14 protein-coding genes, 3 pseudogenes and 1 riboswitch are annotated in these 17,460 nt (G+C 40.1%); of the genes and pseudogenes, 7 read left to right on the forward strand and 10 right to left on the reverse strand.

Annotated elements, in window-relative coordinates; translation table 11 throughout:
* Positions 1-164 precede the first annotated feature (164 nt).
* Together FD20_RS10670 and FD20_RS10675 are read right to left on the reverse strand one after the other, a co-directional pair.
* Positions 165-506 (reverse strand): annotated as a pseudogene (locus tag FD20_RS10670) (replication initiator protein A); the annotation flags it as partial.
* 215 nt (positions 507-721) lie between these two features.
* Positions 722-2,185, reverse strand: coding sequence for an IS1182 family transposase (locus tag FD20_RS10675; RefSeq protein WP_057738474.1), 1,464 nt, complete (start codon positions 2,183-2,185; stop codon positions 722-724).
* A gap of 1,158 nt (positions 2,186-3,343) precedes the next feature.
* Between FD20_RS10675 and FD20_RS10680 the strand changes: the two genes are divergently transcribed.
* The 3 genes from FD20_RS10680 (at position 3,344) to FD20_RS10690 (ending at position 5,944) form a co-directional block, all read left to right on the forward strand.
* Positions 3,344-4,144, forward strand: a complete 801-nt coding sequence (locus FD20_RS10680; protein WP_057738475.1) for a ParA family protein — start codon at positions 3,344-3,346, stop codon at positions 4,142-4,144.
* 1 nt (position 4,145) lies between these two features.
* Positions 4,146-4,496 carry a DUF5388 domain-containing protein gene (locus FD20_RS10685; protein ID WP_011222016.1) on the forward strand — a complete coding sequence of 117 codons (351 nt, stop codon included), beginning with the start codon at positions 4,146-4,148 and terminating at the stop codon, positions 4,494-4,496.
* Positions 4,497-4,649: 153 nt separating this feature from the next.
* Positions 4,650-4,729, forward strand: a riboswitch (ZMP/ZTP riboswitch).
* Positions 4,706-5,944 (forward strand): phosphoribosylaminoimidazolecarboxamide formyltransferase, encoded by a 1,239-nt coding sequence (locus FD20_RS10690; RefSeq protein ID WP_201782787.1) that lies wholly within the window; start codon positions 4,706-4,708, stop codon positions 5,942-5,944. It overlaps the preceding riboswitch by 24 nt.
* Before the next feature lie 49 nt (positions 5,945-5,993).
* On the opposite strand, the pseudogene FD20_RS10695 reads toward FD20_RS10690, so the two are convergent.
* The 5 genes and pseudogenes from FD20_RS10695 to FD20_RS10715 form a co-directional block, all read right to left on the reverse strand.
* A pseudogene (locus tag FD20_RS10695) lies at positions 5,994-6,314 on the reverse strand (pyrroline-5-carboxylate reductase dimerization domain-containing protein); the annotation flags it as partial.
* Positions 6,315-6,449: 135 nt separating this feature from the next.
* The gene (locus FD20_RS13015) at positions 6,450-7,451 is read right to left on the reverse strand and encodes an SIR2 family NAD-dependent protein deacylase (RefSeq protein ID WP_157060916.1); all 1,002 of its coding nucleotides are present in this window, start codon (positions 7,449-7,451) and stop codon (positions 6,450-6,452) included.
* Between the two features lie 207 nt (positions 7,452-7,658).
* Positions 7,659-8,990, reverse strand: coding sequence for a dihydrolipoyl dehydrogenase family protein (locus FD20_RS10705; RefSeq protein WP_057738476.1), 1,332 nt, complete (start codon positions 8,988-8,990; stop codon positions 7,659-7,661).
* Positions 8,991-9,067: 77 nt separating this feature from the next.
* Positions 9,068-10,039, reverse strand: a complete 972-nt coding sequence (locus FD20_RS10710) for an ABC transporter ATP-binding protein (RefSeq protein ID WP_010008889.1) — start codon at positions 10,037-10,039, stop codon at positions 9,068-9,070.
* On the reverse strand, positions 10,040-11,566 hold the full coding sequence (locus FD20_RS10715) for an ABC transporter permease/substrate-binding protein (RefSeq protein WP_057738477.1): 1,527 nt from the start codon (positions 11,564-11,566) through the stop codon (positions 10,040-10,042). It lies immediately after the preceding gene.
* Between the two features lie 237 nt (positions 11,567-11,803).
* Between FD20_RS10715 and FD20_RS10720 the strand changes: the two are divergent.
* Together FD20_RS10720 and FD20_RS10725 are read left to right on the forward strand one after the other, a co-directional pair.
* Positions 11,804-11,971: pseudogene (locus FD20_RS10720) on the forward strand (ribonuclease H); the annotation flags it as partial.
* Positions 11,972-12,220: 249 nt separating this feature from the next.
* Positions 12,221-12,781 carry a recombinase family protein gene (locus FD20_RS10725; protein ID WP_057738479.1) on the forward strand — a complete coding sequence of 187 codons (561 nt, stop codon included), beginning with the start codon at positions 12,221-12,223 and terminating at the stop codon, positions 12,779-12,781.
* Positions 12,782-12,869: 88 nt separating this feature from the next.
* Here the strand turns inward: FD20_RS10725 and arsC are convergent, their stop codons facing one another.
* Complete coding sequence (gene arsC / locus FD20_RS10730) at positions 12,870-13,286, reverse strand: arsenate reductase (thioredoxin) (RefSeq protein ID WP_057738481.1); 417 nt, start codon at positions 13,284-13,286, stop codon at positions 12,870-12,872.
* Positions 13,287-13,518: 232 nt separating this feature from the next.
* On the opposite strand from arsC, the gene FD20_RS10735 reads away from it, so the two are divergent.
* Complete coding sequence (locus FD20_RS10735) at positions 13,519-13,623, forward strand: putative holin-like toxin (protein WP_046870757.1); 105 nt, start codon at positions 13,519-13,521, stop codon at positions 13,621-13,623.
* Positions 13,624-13,831: 208 nt separating this feature from the next.
* Here the strand turns inward: FD20_RS10735 and FD20_RS10740 are convergent, their stop codons facing one another.
* Positions 13,832-14,221: an AP2 domain-containing protein gene (locus FD20_RS10740; RefSeq protein ID WP_003691192.1), complete on the reverse strand. Its 390-nt coding sequence runs from the start codon at positions 14,219-14,221 to the stop codon at positions 13,832-13,834.
* Between the two features lie 213 nt (positions 14,222-14,434).
* On the opposite strand from FD20_RS10740, the gene FD20_RS10745 reads away from it, so the two are divergent.
* A complete protein-coding gene (locus FD20_RS10745) occupies positions 14,435-15,775 on the forward strand; it encodes an ISL3 family transposase (protein ID WP_003691194.1) in 1,341 nt (446 codons plus the stop codon).
* Between the two features lie 67 nt (positions 15,776-15,842).
* On the opposite strand, the gene FD20_RS10750 is transcribed toward FD20_RS10745, so the two are convergent.
* Positions 15,843-16,937, reverse strand: coding sequence for a glycosyltransferase (locus tag FD20_RS10750; RefSeq protein ID WP_003691196.1), 1,095 nt, complete (start codon positions 16,935-16,937; stop codon positions 15,843-15,845).
* Between the last annotated feature and the right edge of the window lie 523 nt (positions 16,938-17,460).

Consider the following 17,460-nt stretch of genomic DNA (forward strand, 5'->3'; position numbering starts at 1 on the left):
TGGCGTTGATCTAAAGGCTGAACTTTTGAGCTGGTTAGCCTGGTTAGCTCTGACACTCATTTAAAAGCCCCTATTCTTCTGCTTAAGCCATTTAAATCTAACTTAAGTATAAATGGTTAGTAAGTCTTAAAACCGCTTAGAAAGGATTTTGTAGCCTTTTAGGACTAGTAGTACAACCCACTGTTATCGTTGTCGGCCGACTTTTCTTCTTCGGGGTGTTTGGCCGCATATTCTCTAGCCGCTTGTTTATTCCACCAAACGCCAAATAGGTTTTGCATGGTGCCGTACAAGTAGTTTTCAACGTTCTTGATGTGCTTCTCATTGCTTCTTAGGGCGTTAAAGTAACGTCTCAAGGCTTTAGTCATTAAAAATTTAAGTTCTTCGTCGTCCAGTGGGATTATGACGCCAATATCTTTATGATCCTTCTCAACTCGGTACTTAGCATTTAAGATAATACCAACGAAGCGACGCATCTATTGCGGGGTACGGCACCAAAAACTAAGCAGTATTCATCATGTTACAGCACCCAAGTAAAAGCTACAAAGCTACGAAGATAAAAACATTCATCCTCAAAATATGTAACCTAGAAAAAAAAAGCCTCCAGTGTTAAACCGAAGCTGCTGAAAAACAGATCCATTTGATAGTTTGTGGATATTAAAAGCGGGTTGGAATTTCGAATTTGGAAATTCCAACCCGCTTTTTGCATTTTCAAGGTCTGTTTCTAGCCCTCCTTCTTGGCCGTTTGGGTCAAGATTCGCTCCATGTTGGCATAGAAGAGTGTCATAGCCCCTTGGAGCGTCATGGCTTGAATGTCATTGGACCAACATTTACCGTAGCCATGTTTGATTTTAAGTTCAGCGTTCTTCGCTTCAATTCGATAGCGAAGTTTTACCTCTGTTTTGAATTCTTCAGTTTCCTCAAATGCCATCTGTTTTTGATGGATGTTTGATTTCAAAGAGACACTGTAGGACTTAGACTTAGCGCCAGGCTTGTAGCAACCATCACGTAATGGGCATTTTTGACATTTTTCAACATCAAAGAAGTACGTTAAGACCTGATTTATGCCTTGGTTCTTCTTACCCATTCTCGCTTTACGAATCGCTGTGTGTCCAGCCGGACAAATAAACATGCCAGCATCTTTGTTATAATCCCACTCGTCTTTTGCATTTCGATTGCCGTTAGAGATAGTTGGAGTCAAACGAGAATATAATTTCCAGTTTTGCTTGTCTGCAAGTTCAAGGTTTTCTTTACCAGAATAGGCATGATCACCACGAACTGAATCTGGATCCACACCATTAGCACGTGACAATTCAACCAGATTTTTGAGGAAGCGACCGTCACCTTTTTCGCCTGTCGTGATCACAGCTGCGGTAATCATACGATCCGTCGTCATTGCAAGGTGAGTCTTATAGCCAAGAAATGAGGTGTCTTTAGTTTTGTGACCAATTTTAGCATCCTTGTCCTTAGAATGTGCAATGCCGGATTGAACGTCATCAATGACTTCTTCAAGTGAATGGAGTGCCTCTGGCACGCCGTGAGCCACGGCCACTTCGGGGTGAGCTTTAACGGTATCAATTAAATTTTTGGTGTAGTCCTGTTCTTCCTCAAGGTCACTTCCAGTTGGTTTGGTCGGTAAGATATCCCTGATTGCGGGTTTGGCTTGATAGATATGTTTGCGCAGAATTTTTGAGGCTTGTCGTAATGATTCAACGGGTGATTTTATATTGAATCGTGAAACTGTGTGTGTTGCATCGACAATCAGAGCCTTACTCTTAAGGACGCCTTTATCAATCGCAATCTCAACAGTTTTGCGAAGCAAAAGTTGAAGTAGATCCATATCTTTCAACCGCTGGCGACGAAATTTGGTCAATAAAGAGGGGTGAATGACATCTGCCTCAGGCGCCAAACCGAGAAAGAATTTGAAGGCCATATCAGTTTTGGCTCGTTCAACTAAATCGCGGTCAGACAAGTTATATCGAACCTTGAGGTAAAGGTACTTAAACATCACAACGGGATCAACCGCAGTTCGGCCTTCACCCATCGAATAGCAATCAATCAATTCTTGATAGATAAAGGAGAAATCCACCAGGTCATTGAGACGACGGAGTTCATTATCTTCAGGAATCAGGATATCGTATAGTGCAGCATAAGGACTCAATGTCAGTTCCGATTGATGTTTAAGCATGGTGTTCACCTCAAAAAGAGTATATCAAAAAAGGGTACTGTTTCGCGCGTTGCACGACACAGTACCCATTTATATCTAGTTTTTCAGCAGCTTCGTTAAACCGGGAGCCTTTTTTAGTATACCAATTTCTACTTCACATAATGGGGCTTATCCCAAGTAACCACCATTCACAAAGGTAAAACAACGATCCGTTATTTTACCTTTGTGAAAATTTCTGGGAAACAATTGATCTAGCTATTCAATCCCTGATTTATCGGTAAATATACTTTGTGAAATTCTCTTGGTTTATTCCTAGACCATTCGCTTAAATTCAGTAATTTTCTTTATATTTGTCTTGACGGGTTACGGTTTTCCATTCAGTTTAGAGGGAGTGGCGTTTTGAGCGCAGAATTGTTCCCTGGAAACAGCTATTTGGAATAACTGAACCAGAGTACAATTCTACGCTAAGGTTTCCCCTTAGTTCGTCGGTCGTTAACGCCCGTCGCTTGTCTGTACAATTGCGGTATTGCTACCACCACTCATTATAAACCTACGTTTTCGGTTTAGCCTACTAAAAAACGCCCTAGAAGGCGTTGATGATACGTATTTATTTTTGTTCGATCACCAACTAATCAATGGCACCAAGCCGAAGCTTCGTTTTACCACCCGCGCCGTTAATGGTCGCGCTCACCATTCACCACCCAGCCGTACAGATAGCCTTGTTGTGGTATAGCCAGACTTATTGAAGTCGCCCTAGCAAACGTGTCCCCTTGGATTTAGACCCCAGCTTGTCCCCTAGGGCTTTAAAAATCGCACCGGCCATGATATAATAGTCATTAAACAGTGATGACTTTTATGTGGCGCTCACCGATTCCCGTCGGTGGGTGTTTTTTTATGTTCTATTTTATGTAACCAATATTACTCGTTGTTTGGTGATAAATCAACATTTCTTTTTATGTATCCTTGTATCCTTGTATCCTTGTATATTAATATCCTTGTATCTAAGTATCCTTGTATCCTTGTATCTAAGTATATTAGGATACTTGCAGTCAATCTTAATTTAACGTCTTTTGAGAAGAAAAGTATCCTTGTATCCTTGTATCCTTGTATCTTTGTATGTTATCATCCTTGTATCCAAGTATCCTTGTATATTAGGATACTTAATTGGAGGTCAGTATAATGGGTGAAGTAATTACTTTTGGAAATTTTAAAGGTGGCACCGGTAAAACAACAAATGCCACGCTTGCATGCCTGGCACTAGCTCGTGCTGGTAAAAAAACGCTATTAATTGATTTCGATCCTCAAGCAAACGCTACAGATATTTACTTTAAAACCGCGGCTAATTTAGGCCACGATGATATTAAATTTAATCAAACCTTGCTTGCATCAATCCAAGAAGAGGACTTATCAAGATCGTTGGTTACTTTGGATAAAAACATTGACTTTATTCCATCAAGCGCAGATTTTTCATTGTACCCACGGATTATGGAAAAAAAGTTTAAAAATAATTATAAAGATAGAGTTACATATTTTAGCAAGCTACTTGCTTCACTAAAAGAAAAATATGATTTTGTGGTATTTGATTTGCCACCGACTATTTCCTTAATTTCTGATAGCGCCTTATACGCTTCAGATTGGGTTCTGATTATCCTTCAAACTCAAGAGCACAGTCTTCAGGGTGCCGAATCGTTTCTAAAATATATACAGGAACAGGTAATCAATGAATACGAAGCACCTAGTTTGAATTTACTCGGTATACTTCCTGTGCTATTAAAGAATGGGGCGCCTGTTGATCACAGCACATTAGAAGTAGCAGAAGAAGAATTTGGGAAAGAAAACATGTTAAAAACCCTAATTCGTAATATGGAAAGAATCAAAAGATATTCAATCAGAGGTGTATTTCTAAAAGATCAGTTCGATAAAAAAATAATTAGATTATACGATTCTGTGGCACAAGAAATTATTGAAAGGGCGGACTAGCATGGTGGAACTTTTACACAATCCTAACTCAAATAAAAGCAAAATAATTCCTAGAAAATCGGCGCCCCAGCCCCAAAAAGAAATTTCCATATCTTCTCTAAACGAATCAAACAAAACGAAGTCTAAACAAATAGATGGTGTTACTTTTGATACTACGCTCAGAATTGACAATCATCTAAAAAACTTTATGAAAGCTATGGTAATTTTAGGGTATAGCTCAACTCAACAAAACGGATTAGCCCAATTACAAAAAACTTTTTTTGAATCGTTAACTGAGTCTGAACAAAATACGCTTACGACTCAAATACAGACTTTGGAAACCGGCGATGCTAACAAAGTAAAAAGTAAATAATCACGTGCTCTCAGACGACGAGAGCGTAAAATATCTTGTGTAAATGGTAGATTGTAAAATTAATAGTTGTTCGAGTAATATTTACTAAATATCATTATTATTTTACTAACCAAGTGCCGCCACTTGCCATTTAAGCTTAAATTCGTTATATTAGCAGTAGTATATGACTGACGGAAAAAGTGGAGTAACCACGTGAAGTATACGAAAAAATGCCGACCGTCTGGGCGATGTCTGCCTGGACTGGTGGGCATTTTTTATGGAGGAAATTGATGCAACTTTTATCACTACGTTATGGCACAAATCCTGATCAAACACCGGCAACGTTAACTTTTCCCGGCAACCAAACAAGCCCGCTAACCGTTTTAAACGGTCAGCCTGGCTATATCAACTTATTAGACGCTTTAAATAGCTGGCAATTAGTCCGCGAATTACAAGAGGCTACAGGGCTTGCCGCTGCAGCCTCTTTTAAACATGTCAGTCCAGCAGGTGTCGGCACCGCCGTTCGTTTTGACCAAACCCTTTGTCAAAGTTATCATTTAACCACCTGCCCAACGTCTGCCATTGCGATTGCTTACGTGCGGGCACGTGGCGCCGATCGCATGTCTTCTTATGGCGATTTCATTGGCTTATCTGCAAAATGCGACGCCGAAACGGCACACCTCATTCAGCATGAGGTATCAGATGGGATCATTGCCCCAGCTTACACGCCTGAAGCACTGACGATTTTAAAACAAAAAAAACGTGGTCGTTACTTGATTTTGCAGATTGATCCTGATTATACACCGGCCGAACCAATAACCACTCGCCAAGTATTCGGCTTTGAATTGACACAGCCACGTTCACAGCAAACTATCACACCGGCATTATTAACCAATATCCCCACTCAGCAAACCAAGTTGCCGCAGTCAGCCATTCGTGATCTATTAATTGCGTTGATCACCACCAAATACACCCAATCCAATTCCGTTTGTTACGCCTATGATGGTCAAACGATTGGGGTTGGTGCCGGTCAGCAATCCCGGATCCACTGTGTTCGTTTAGCTGGCGGCAAGGCCGACCGCTGGCTTTTGCGGCAACATCCTCTGATTCTTGGGCTCCCTTTCCAACCGACTGTTAAGCAGGTTACCAAAGATAATGTGATCGATCAAATTCTTGAAGTTGGTATCACAAGTATCCTGGCGGACCATGTTTGGGAACAATATTTTACCCGCCAGCCCGTTGAATTGAAGCAATTAGATCGTACTGCTTGGCTGAAACACTTCCAGAACATCAGTCTGGCTTCCGACGGTTTCTTTCCTTTTAGCGATAATATTGAACGCGCCGTTAAAAGCGGTGTCCGCTATATCGCCCAGCCTGGCGGTTCGATCCGGGATGACGCGGTGATCGAAGCCTGTGATCGGTATCATATGACCATGGCCATGACGGGTTTACGATTATTCTGGCATTAAAAAATAGATCACAACGTTGGCAGACGTTGCGATCTATTTATTTGGCCATTTAGCCGAGTTCTTTACTCTTTTCCGTAGCTGCATGGACTGCCGCAATCACGGCTGCCCGCAAGCCATTATTTTCTAAAGCCTGAACACCCGTAATCGTGGTCCCGCCTGGTGACGTGACCATATCCTTTAATTCACCAGGGTGTTTGCCGGTTTCAAGAACCATTTTGGCGGAACCCAGCACTGTTTGGGCCGCTAATTCGTAAGCCAGTGGCCGAGGCAAGCCATCCAATACCCCAGCATCCGCTAAGGCTTCAATGAAAATGTAAACAAATGCTGGCGCAGAACCGCTTAACCCGCAAACCGCGTCCATTAAATGTTGCTCCTTGGAACTCACACGCGCATAACCGATTTTAGCCATTTCCAATTCTCATTTTGGACAGTTCTAATGAACACTTGTAATTCCTAGTATAGCACAGAAATAAAAAAGACCAATAGGGTATACCCTAGTGGTCTTTTATTGCTTGCTTTTAACAAAATATTTTGCTAAGGATTCATCGTTATGATGATCCAAAAGAAGGTTTAGAGCAACTTTGGAATAACGATTAATACCGCCAGAAATAGAGGCATGAAATTGATTGTTAGTTCCTCTAATATCTACACTATACTTTTTTGATATGGCATCAATATCTTTGTAAAGCAACTGCCAATTGGAATAATGTGTCTTCTTGGCTAGTTCAGTAGGAGTGAATGGGAATTCTGAAGCCAATTGGTTAGCTGATTTTAATGTTGATAGCGATAGCATCATGTCGGGTTTTTGCAATAACGAAAGGAACATTTGTGGATTCTTTAAATAATTAATGCTTGCAACATCAACCTCAAGATTGGTTATTGACGAGCTTTTTATTATATTGTCAATGGTTTTGTTTACGGTTTTTAAGACGCCAACATCTATAGAGTTCTGTGAAATATAAGTAAATAGATTTTTAAATTCATCTAAGTAAATATAATTAACTTTCACTCCGTTACCATTTCCAAGATCAATTATTTTCTCGGAAGGTATGGAATCAAGAACCGGATTCTGCTTGTCATTCCATTCTACAAAGAAAATGTTTTCTAATTTTGGAATCGACACATTTTTAGGGGAGGTCATTATTTTTTTAACGCTATTTAAAATCTTCTTGATATTGTCATCGGAAACGCTATAGCCCAAGAAAATAATAGGATACTCTACAAAATAAGTAAGCAGTTTCGCTACCATATACTCTTGTCGAACTGAAAACTCATTATAGTCAGCGGCATCTATTACTATTGACTTGGGATCATTAACTGATCCGTGAATTTTCATTATTCTAAAGTCATTTAGATTACTCTTTATTGAATCTTGGCCTATATATGAATCATACTGCGGAAAAACCTTCTCTAATAAAAGATCATAATTAGTTGTAAGAATCATTTGGGGCGTAACTCCTTGTAGCGCTTTTATTTCAGGGTTATTCCAAAGACTATCGCTGTTCAATTGTGCATCATGTTTCTCTATGATTTTGCTAATTGAGTATTTTAAAAAAATATCTTTATTCTCTGTTTCAGAGAATAAATAACCAGGATACTCTTTTTTGTGTTCGGCGAATTGTCAAACTAAGTGCAACGGTTTGTCAAAAAATACTTCATATGGGGTTTCATAGTTTAACACTTTGCGAGGACGTTGATTTAATTCAACCACACATTAATACAAATATTGTAAGTCACTAGCCGGCGTTGGGTAAGCCAATACCAACCGTTGTAAATCTGGTAAAGTCACGTGTTTTTCAATTAACAACGTGAAGTAGTTAATCATCTCGTCGGCAACATCACTTAGAAGGGTAGCACCCACAACCTGCCCACTCGCTTTAGCAACCACTACTTTAGCTTGGGCTTGTTGTGCGCCAAAGCGGTAATAAGTGAACCACTTCGTCATATCAAGTGTATTGACACGATACTCATCTGGATGCTCAGTCGCCGCGGCCGCGCTGATCCCGACTTGCGCTAACTTGGGCGCTGCAAAAACCTGCGTTGGCACAACGGGATACTTCATGGCTGCGCCGGGATGCGTCAACTCACCGACCAGATAACGCGCTTCAAAACCTGCAACTGGCGTTAACTTCGGTACCGGTGTATCGCTGACATCCCCAATGGCATAAATGTGCGGGTTGGCCGTCTGCAAATGATCGTTGACTTGAATCCCATGCCGATCAAAGGTAACGCCCACGTTGGCTAGACCTAACTGGTCCGCGTTCGGAATCCGTCCCGCTGAGCTGATGACCAGATCCGTTGTCAGCTCGAAATTATCAGCTGTCAATTGTAGACCGGTCGCCGTTTTAGTAATTGCTTGGACATCCGTATTCAAGTCAAACGTGATTCCATCAGCCGTCATTGCGGCCATCAAATCCTTAACCAAATCTGCATCAAAAGCTTTTAACGGGCGGTCATTATGATGAATCACGTGCACATCAGCGCCAGTGGCATTCGCAATCGTCGCCAATTCAAAGCCTACGTAGCCACCACCTACGAATGTCACGCGTTTAGGCATCTGGTCCAAATCTAAGAAGTCAGTGCTCGTCTTAAAGTATTCGTGCCCGGTAATCGGTAGAATCGCCGGACGCTGACCAGTGGCAATCACGTAATCAGTCGCACTGACTACTCGATCCCCGACCGCTAACTGATTGTCGGATTGAAAGTGCGCTTGACCATGTAACGTCGCAATATCTTGCCCCTTTAGTCCGTTCAACGTCCCATCGTTGATGCCATCCGTATAGCCTCGTTTATGCGCCATCAGTGCTGGCCAATCAATTTTGGGCGCACCAATCAGGCCCTGCCCTTGTAAATGTTGCGCTGCTTGTCGCGCTTCGACGGCGCTTAATAGGATTTTCTTAGGGTCACAACCGCGGTTAGGACAAGTGCCGCCCCACAGATCCGCTTCAACGATCAACACTGTCTTGCCCTGAGCCTTTAATCCGCTAGCCATGGCATTGCCGGCTGGTCCGCCACCAATCACAACAACATCGTACTGTTCCGCCATTCGAAATTCCTCCTTAAATTCATTAGCGACCATCAATTATCACAACCTAGTGTAACTGATTCATCCTTAATTGACGATTAAGATACTTCTTCATGTTGACTCAAGTAAGCCACGATTCGTTGGCTATCCAAATAGCCAACAACCCGATTTTCTTCCGTGACCGCCACATAATCGTGATCTGTCAATGCCGTAAAGGCGGTGCGTAACGTGGCTTGAACGTCTAACGATTGAATCCGACCACTCGCAACACTGGGTTTTTCTGTGAGATAACCCTGAATAAGCCCTACACGCCCAACGTAGACATCATAGACATTTTTAGCTCGGCTCGCGCCAAAGAAGTTCCGCACAAAGTCGTTCACTGGATGCTGAGCCAGAGCAGCCGGCGTATCGACTTGTATTAACTGACCGTGTTGCATGACACCGATCCGGTCACCCAACTTCAACGCCTCATTCATATCATGCGTCACGAAGACGATCGTGTTGTGATAGCGGGCGTGTAGCCGTAAGACCAAGTCTTGCAATTGTTGCCGCGAGATGGGGTCTAACGCACTAAATGGTTCATCCATCAAAACAATATCTGGTTGCGCCGCAATCGCCCGTAAGATACCGATGCGTTGCTGCTCACCACCGGATAATTCTGACGGCATCCGGTCACGGTATTCCTTTGGATCGAGGCCAACTTCCGCCAATAGCTCATCAATCGTTTGATTAATTTCCTTCTTAGCTGTCCCTTTCATTTCTGGAATCACGGCGATATTTTGCGCCACCGTCATCGTTGGGAACAAGGCAATTTGCTGTAAGACATACCCCATTTGCCACCGTAGACTTCGGACTGGTATCGTGGTTGTATCAGTACCATTAACTAGGATTTTACCAGCCGTCAATGGCTCTAAGCAGTTGATCATTTTAAGTGACGTCGTTTTGCCACTCCCAGAAGTCCCTACCAAAACAAATAGCTCACCCTGGTCAATCGTTAAATTAAGGTCGGGAATCACGGTCTGCCCATTAAAGTCTTTCTGGACGTGTTGAAATTCAATTGCCGTTGTCATTTAACGTCCCTCCTTCAATAAACCGTGCTTCACAAGATAGCGATGTGCAACCGTCGAAGCGGACTGCTTCTTAACATTGACTTCATAGTTCATTTCTTGCATATCAGTTTCTGAAATCTTTCCTGCTAACTTATTCAACGCTTTAACGACCTTAGGATGTTTGTTGGCAAAGCTCGTCTTCATCAACGGTGCCCCTTGATACGTTGGGAAGAAGTGCTTGTTATCCTTCAATAAGGCCAAGTGATACTGCCGTAATTCACTATCCGTCGCATAGGCATCTACCAAGTTGATTTTCCCCTTACTGATAGCTTCATAGCGTAGCGCCGGCTCCATCGACTTTGCAGTCACGTCTAACCCATAAGTCTTCTTGATTCCTTCTAAGCCATCATTACGATCAATAAACTCTAGGGTCATTCCGGGTTTCAGAATCGATTCAACTTGCGTTAAGTCGCTGATTGTCTTCAAATGATGTTCTTGTTGAAATTTCTTAGTCACTGCCAATGCGTACGTATTGTTATACTGCATCGGCTTCAAGTAAGTCATTTGTTCCTGTTTAGCGAGGCGCTGTTTGGCGAGCTGATAGGTCTGGTTAGCTGTTTGACCAGCTGGGTTATTTCCCTTACCTAAGGTCTCCAGCACCGAGCCAGTAAATTCAGGATAAATATCAACCTGATTATTCTTTAACGCGCTGAATAAGAACGTGGTCTTGCCAAAGTTAGGCTTGAGCGTCACATGAACATGCTCATCTTCAGCTTCAATCAGCTGCTTATACATATTAATCAAGATTTCTGGTTCAGAACCGAGTTTACCTGCAATCGTAATTGTTTCAACTCGATTGGCATAAACACTATAAGCCCCGCCACCACCTAGTAAAGCTAAAATACCGACAAAGACAATTAAGGCGTGGCGTGGTTTAGCCGTTTGAAACCACCGAACGAGCGCACTCAGCAGAATTGCTAACAATGCTGATGAGATAGCCCCAATCAATAATAACGAGGTATCATTACGGTCAATACCGAGCATGATAAAGGTCCCGAGACCCCCAGCACCAATCAAAGCGGCCAAAGTAGCCGTCCCAATAATTAAGACGAGCGCGGTCCGAATCCCAGCAATGATCTGTGGTAGGGCAATGGGTAGTTCAACTTTAAACAACTTACGCATTCGTGACATCCCAAAGGCATCGGCGGCCTCTTCAATTGAGGCGTCAATTTCTGAGATACCCAAATAAGTATTTTGAAAAATTGGCAGTAAAGCATAGATCACCAGCGCAATTACTGCTGGCACCGTTCCAATCCCAACTAACGGAATCAATAACCCTAACAGTGCCAAAGACGGAATCGTCTGTAAGACACTCGTGAGCTGTAATAATCCCTCGGCCCACCGTGGTCGTCGAACGACCCAAATAGCCAACGGAATCGCAATTACCATTGCGATGACTAATGATGCTAATGAAATCCCCAAGTGTTGCCATAGCGCAGTCAGCAAATCCCCGCGTCGATCTATAAACGTCTGTATTAATGTCTGCATGCTAACCACCAGTGCTCACCTTTATTGCTTAATAACTTCTTAATTATCCATGTATTTAATCGTAGCATAATGCGCCAAAAATCATAGTAATACGCACCGGCAATTCACTAAATTTTGTAACTATTGTAGTTTCACGTTAAAATTATTCATTAATTTAAAATGAAGCTGGCTAGTTTTTACAAAGCTATTAGATGAACCACTCAATGGATTATCATTACCACTAAGGAGGCCCCAACAATGGCTACGATTCATCTTTACCTTGCAAGTACCAACCACCAATCGACCAACATCACCGCAACAACCCCCGCTGCCTGGGTCGTCATTCTGAGATATGCTGACCATCAAAAGGCGCTAAACGACGGTGGCTACGGACATACCGAAACTTCACTGGCCTTGAGTGTGCTCTTATACTAAAAAAATGGACTATTTTTATTCAGTTACTTAGACCACATTTTACATATGGTTTCGATTAAAATAATTAATACAAAATGTCTCATTTAGACACAGAGAGTAAATCCTAATATTTTACACGACCTGGTTTTTATTTATCTTATTAAATGCAAAAAACTTATAAGTATTTTGCGCTTTTTATATTCTTTGGTATAATAGGCTTTATACTATGCAATTTAATTATGCAATTTAATGAGGTTAAAAATGACAGTTTATGGCTACGCACGAGTATCAACAGCAGGACAATCTTTAAGTGAACAAAAAGATACTTTAAAAAATGCTGGTGCTGATATCATTATGAGTGAAAAATATTCTGGGACCACGACCACACGTCCCCAATTCGAAAAATTAGTTCATTTAGTTGAACCCAATGATACTTTGATTGTCACAAAATTAGACCGTTTTGCCCGTAACACGCGAGAAGCGCTAAATTTAATCGACTCCCTATTAAAAGAAAAAATCGTTATCAAAGTTTTAAACTTAGGAACGATTGATAACACCCCTATGGGTCGTATGATTGTTAGAACCTTATTGTCGGTTGCGGAGATGGAACGTGACATGATCATTGAACGCACACAAGCAGGAAAAATATTTGCCAAGCAACACAATCCTAACTATAAAGAGGGCAGACCCAAAAGAAAAAAAGATAGCCGTAACACAGCCATCTTTGAATATTCACAGTCACATACCACTAAAGACACTTCTGAGGCCTTTAACATCTCCCCAAGGACAGTTCAATATATTAAAACTCTATTTATTGAATGAATATTTTCGTTTAGTGATGATGTACTAAAGTATAATTAATTATCAAAAAAAGGCGACACAACCGTTGAGTTATGTCGCTTTTCTGTAATCAATGAAAGTGGTCATTTAAATCTATAATTAATTTTTTAATCTCGTCACGAACCTTACGGAATACTTCTAGTTGCTCTTCTAATGTTCCTGTTGCTTGCGCTGGGTCAGATAAAGGCCAGTGTAAACTTTTTTTTTTCGGGGGAAGCATAGGACATTTATCCTTTGCATCACCACATAAAGTAATAACTAAATCTGAAGTATTAAAATACTTTAGATCAATTAATTTAGAGTAGTGGCTACTAATATCTACTCCGTCTTCAGCCATAACTTTAACAGCATTTGGATTTAGTCCATGCGTTTCAATACCCGCGCTTTCTATCTCAAAAATATCGGGCGATAGTATACTTTTGGCATATCCTTCAGCCATTTGACTGCGACAAGAATTTCCTGTACATAAAAAATAAATTTTTTTCATTTTAAACCACCACCGATTTAATTTGTGTAACATCGTTATACACAATAAAACTTAAATGCAATGTTTCAATGCCTATTAAGGTAATATAACATTAATCATCAATAGGTAAATTACTAGTTATCCTGTATAATAGTTCAAGTAGAGAAGTTAAGGCGGTGGCTATTTCCTTAAAGGGGGTGGTGCTTATGGTGTAAAAACTATAAACTCACATTCTAGGAAAGGAGTAGCCCAAGTGTCCGTTTCGGACGCTTTACAATTAATGCTGGCTTTCGGTACTTTTATCGTGGCCTTAATCGCATTAGTTGTTGAGTTGATTAAAAATCAGCAAAAAAAATAACCGCCTTAGCTCTGGCAAGCTAGCGGTTATTTAATCGTATTAAGTTATGCCACCGTCTTAAACGGTTCTACATGGGAAGTCTTGTTCAAGCAAGGCTTCTTTTTCTGCTTCTATTATATCATGTCTGTAAAAAATTGGGTAGTAAGGTATTTTTCAGCTTATTTTTTATAACAAATCTATTTCGTGTCTTATAAAGGCTATGAATTTTTTATTTATTTTTGTATTTTTTTAAAATGGGTTCAACTAATTCTTTTTCAGCTTTTTTTCGAGCTTGGATTGCACTTTCCTTATCTTTAAAATATCCTAGCTCGTAGCGTATATGTTTTACTGTGATATAGCTACGCCACCTCTTATCACGTTTACTATAAGAAACCCCTGTTACACCACTAGAATTATTTGCCTTTAATTTGTCGCTTGTTGCTAGTTCCAATATAGATAGTTTAGTATTTTTTTCACGACCGTCATTTTTTCTAAAAGTTTTTTTTATCTTCTCTTGTATCTTTTCATCTTTGTAAATATTTTTCCATTTTTCTCGTGCCTTCTTTAATTGACAACCACAACTCTTGGTAGTTCCTTGAATAAGTTTTGTGCTTGCCACGTCGGTATAATTACCACAATCACATTTACAAAACCATGTAGTACCCGATCCCTTCTTAACACCAACGGATTGTCTTAAAACTGGGTTCTATAATATTTGGTACTGATAGAAAAATCTTCTCTCAGTACCAATTTTGTTTTATGATAAAAAAATAGAGATGAAGACACACTTCATCTCAAAGAAACAATCCCTACACTGAAAGGAATGTCCTACATGAAGAATTGTACACTGGATCTATTGGGAATTAAAGACTCACACCTGGAATTTGATCCAAAATATAAGAATAAAGTGATAGCTGCAGGATTTTACCAACATAAAAAAGTCCGCAAGATCCATTTGCGGCAATCTTATCCTTGTGCTTGCCCAGTTTGTGGTCAAAAAATGCGCTACAACGGTTTTAAAACCGTTGAGATGCTCGGTTTGCCTTCGGGTGGGATCACAAATGTTTTTTCGATCCGCAAACAAAAATATCTCTGCCCGGCTTCAGCTGCCTGCCCTAAAACTATTACAAAACTTGCGGAGATCAAGGACGTCAAGGCTAACGACCAAATCTCACAAGCCGTTAAATATCAGGCTATTTCTAAATTAGACCAGAATATCTCACAAAAAGATATTGCCGCTGATTTTGGGATCTCTGGAATGACAGTGATGCGCTTTGCGCAAGAGCTCTCAACTTACTTAAGGCCCAATCATCATTTCTTACCGCAAAATATCGCTTTTGACGACTTTAAAGCGGGCAACTTTTCTAGTAGCGGCATGAGTATCATTGTCATGGACATTGCGACACGCCGCACGTTAGATATCGTGCGTTCTCGGCATAATACATACTTACGAAGTTACTTTTTACAATATGACCGTCAAGCTCGCTGGGCAGTCCAAACGGTCACAGTTGATCTGTACTCGCCTTATCGATCCTTGATCCATGAGATCTTTCCGCAAGCGCTGATCATTGCCGACCGCTTCCATGTCGTAACCCAAGCTTATCGGGCCTTAAACTTAGTTCGGACACAAACCATGAAACAGGCGGGACAGGGTTCGCACAACGCACGTGCTTTGAAACATTATTGGAAATTGTTAACTAAAGACTCGACCAAACTTGATTTTAAAACCTATCGTAAAAGCAGAAACTTTCGTAATATGCAGTTATGTGAACAGGATATTGTGGAGCGTTTATTAAATATGTCCTCCGCTTTGCGACAAGCTTACGTTTATTATCAAACACTTTTACAAGCTGTCCAGCAGCGAGATCCAAGGCTCTTAGAAAGTCTAACACGTTCAGCTGCAGGCATGCCTGAGCCCATCAAAAAAACTAATCGTACCTTGCGTAAACATCTACAAGAAATCAAGAACAGCTTTCAGACGACCTTTTCTAATGGACCCGTGGAAGGAACAAACAACAAGATCAAAGCCATTAAAAAGACTGCTTACGGTTTCCGGAACTTTGAAAACTTCCGTTTACGTCTTCTCATCGAATTAAAGAATAGTTATGTCAGTTTGAATTTTCATAGTCACATTAAAAAAGCTGCTCATTCCATTCAGGAACAAGCAGCTTGACCAAGTAGACCAATTGCTTATTATTTTTAATAATTCATTTCATCAGTACCACTTGATAAAGAACCTATTATAAAGAAGAAAGTTTAATGGCTGATTTATCTGTGTTTTTATTATCAGCAGCAATTAAGTTATAGATGTTTTCTATGTGCTTAATATAGCGAGAAATATCAAATTTCAAAACTGTTTTTTTGATATCTGTATGATTATATTTACCACGCAAACGATAGATTTGCCGGCATGCAGCTATAAAAGCTTTTTGGTCGTTCATTGGAGTTAAAATTCCATTGTGGGAATTAATGATGTCTGCCGGTCCAGTAGGACAGTTTGTTGAAACAATTGGCAAGCCATAAGAAGCAGCTTCAATAACAACCATTGGGAATCCCTCATATTTTGAACAGAGCAGCAGGCAATCAGCTTCATTAATTGCTTCCCAAGGATTAGGCATCCAACCTTGCCAGTTAATGTTTTGTGAAATATGCAAATCATTTGCTAATGTTTTTGCTTTTGGAAGATCAGCTCCCTTGCCAAAGATGTCCAGTTTCCAAGGAATATTAAGCTGTGCCATTGATTCAAGAAGCATACGTACATTTTTTTGATCATCCAACAATATTCTTCCAATAAAAATTGCATGGAAAGGAGCGTTAGCTTTAGGTGTGCTGATTGTTTTCTTATTTACAGTGCGGATAGGATTATAGATCAGAAAGATTTTTTGGGCTGGGACCCCGAGTTTGATCAACTGTTTTTTTATCCCTGTACTAATTGCAAGATGATATTCTGAGAAAGCAAGTTCTTGACGAGCAAAAATGTTTGATTCAGCAATGGAGGTATGTCCCCAAGAAACAATTTTATAATGAAGGTCATATTTTTTCCTGATCTGATAGGCAGTTACACAAGCTCTGCCTTCGAGTCCCAAAACGATATCTGGTTCTGCTGCTAAAACATTTTTTTCAATAAACTCTTTTTGTGCTTGTGTATCTTGTGCATGGCAAATTTTAAGTTGGTAGCCGGTAGTACGTGTAATCCATTGGAGCCATTCAGGTTTTCCGCTTTTAGGGATCAAAACCTGATATTCATTTTTTAAATCTTCGTTGACCAAGTTCGAAATGACTCTTTCGGTACCGCCATGTCCCTCTAAATACTGTGTTATTAATGTTATTTTCACGATAATTCATCCTTTCATTTTATGAAGCCAACATTAATCTGATGTAATCTTAAATAAGTTGTATTAGTGAGTCAGTAATTGTTAATTAACTTAAAAATTCTAAAAATAGTTACACCGCATTTGTTAATTATAAAAAATTTAAAACACAATAATGCAGTTGTAACAAAAGTACAGACAGCTAAGGTATGTGATTTTGTTTCAAACAAATGCAGAACTCGATTTTAAAATTCACCCGGCTTTCATTTTATCAACAAAGAAAATAGTTTACTTATGGCTAGTTGGATACATAAGAATGGCATTATTTAAATAATAAAAAAATAAAGGTACAATAACCTTATCCAAATGGTTGTTGAACTGATATGACAATACAGAAACTAAAGAATCTATATTATACTTACCCCCATCTAAACTTTATTATAGATCTAATCAACAGAAAAACTCAAATAGTTGAATTTTGTAAACAAAAGAGAGCGTAAAATATCTTGTGTAAATGCATAAAAGATTTCTGAATTGTATAGAAATA

Origin of the sequence: Liquorilactobacillus uvarum DSM 19971 (assembly GCF_001434935.1) — a bacterium.
Classification (GTDB): domain Bacteria; phylum Bacillota; class Bacilli; order Lactobacillales; family Lactobacillaceae; genus Liquorilactobacillus; species Liquorilactobacillus uvarum.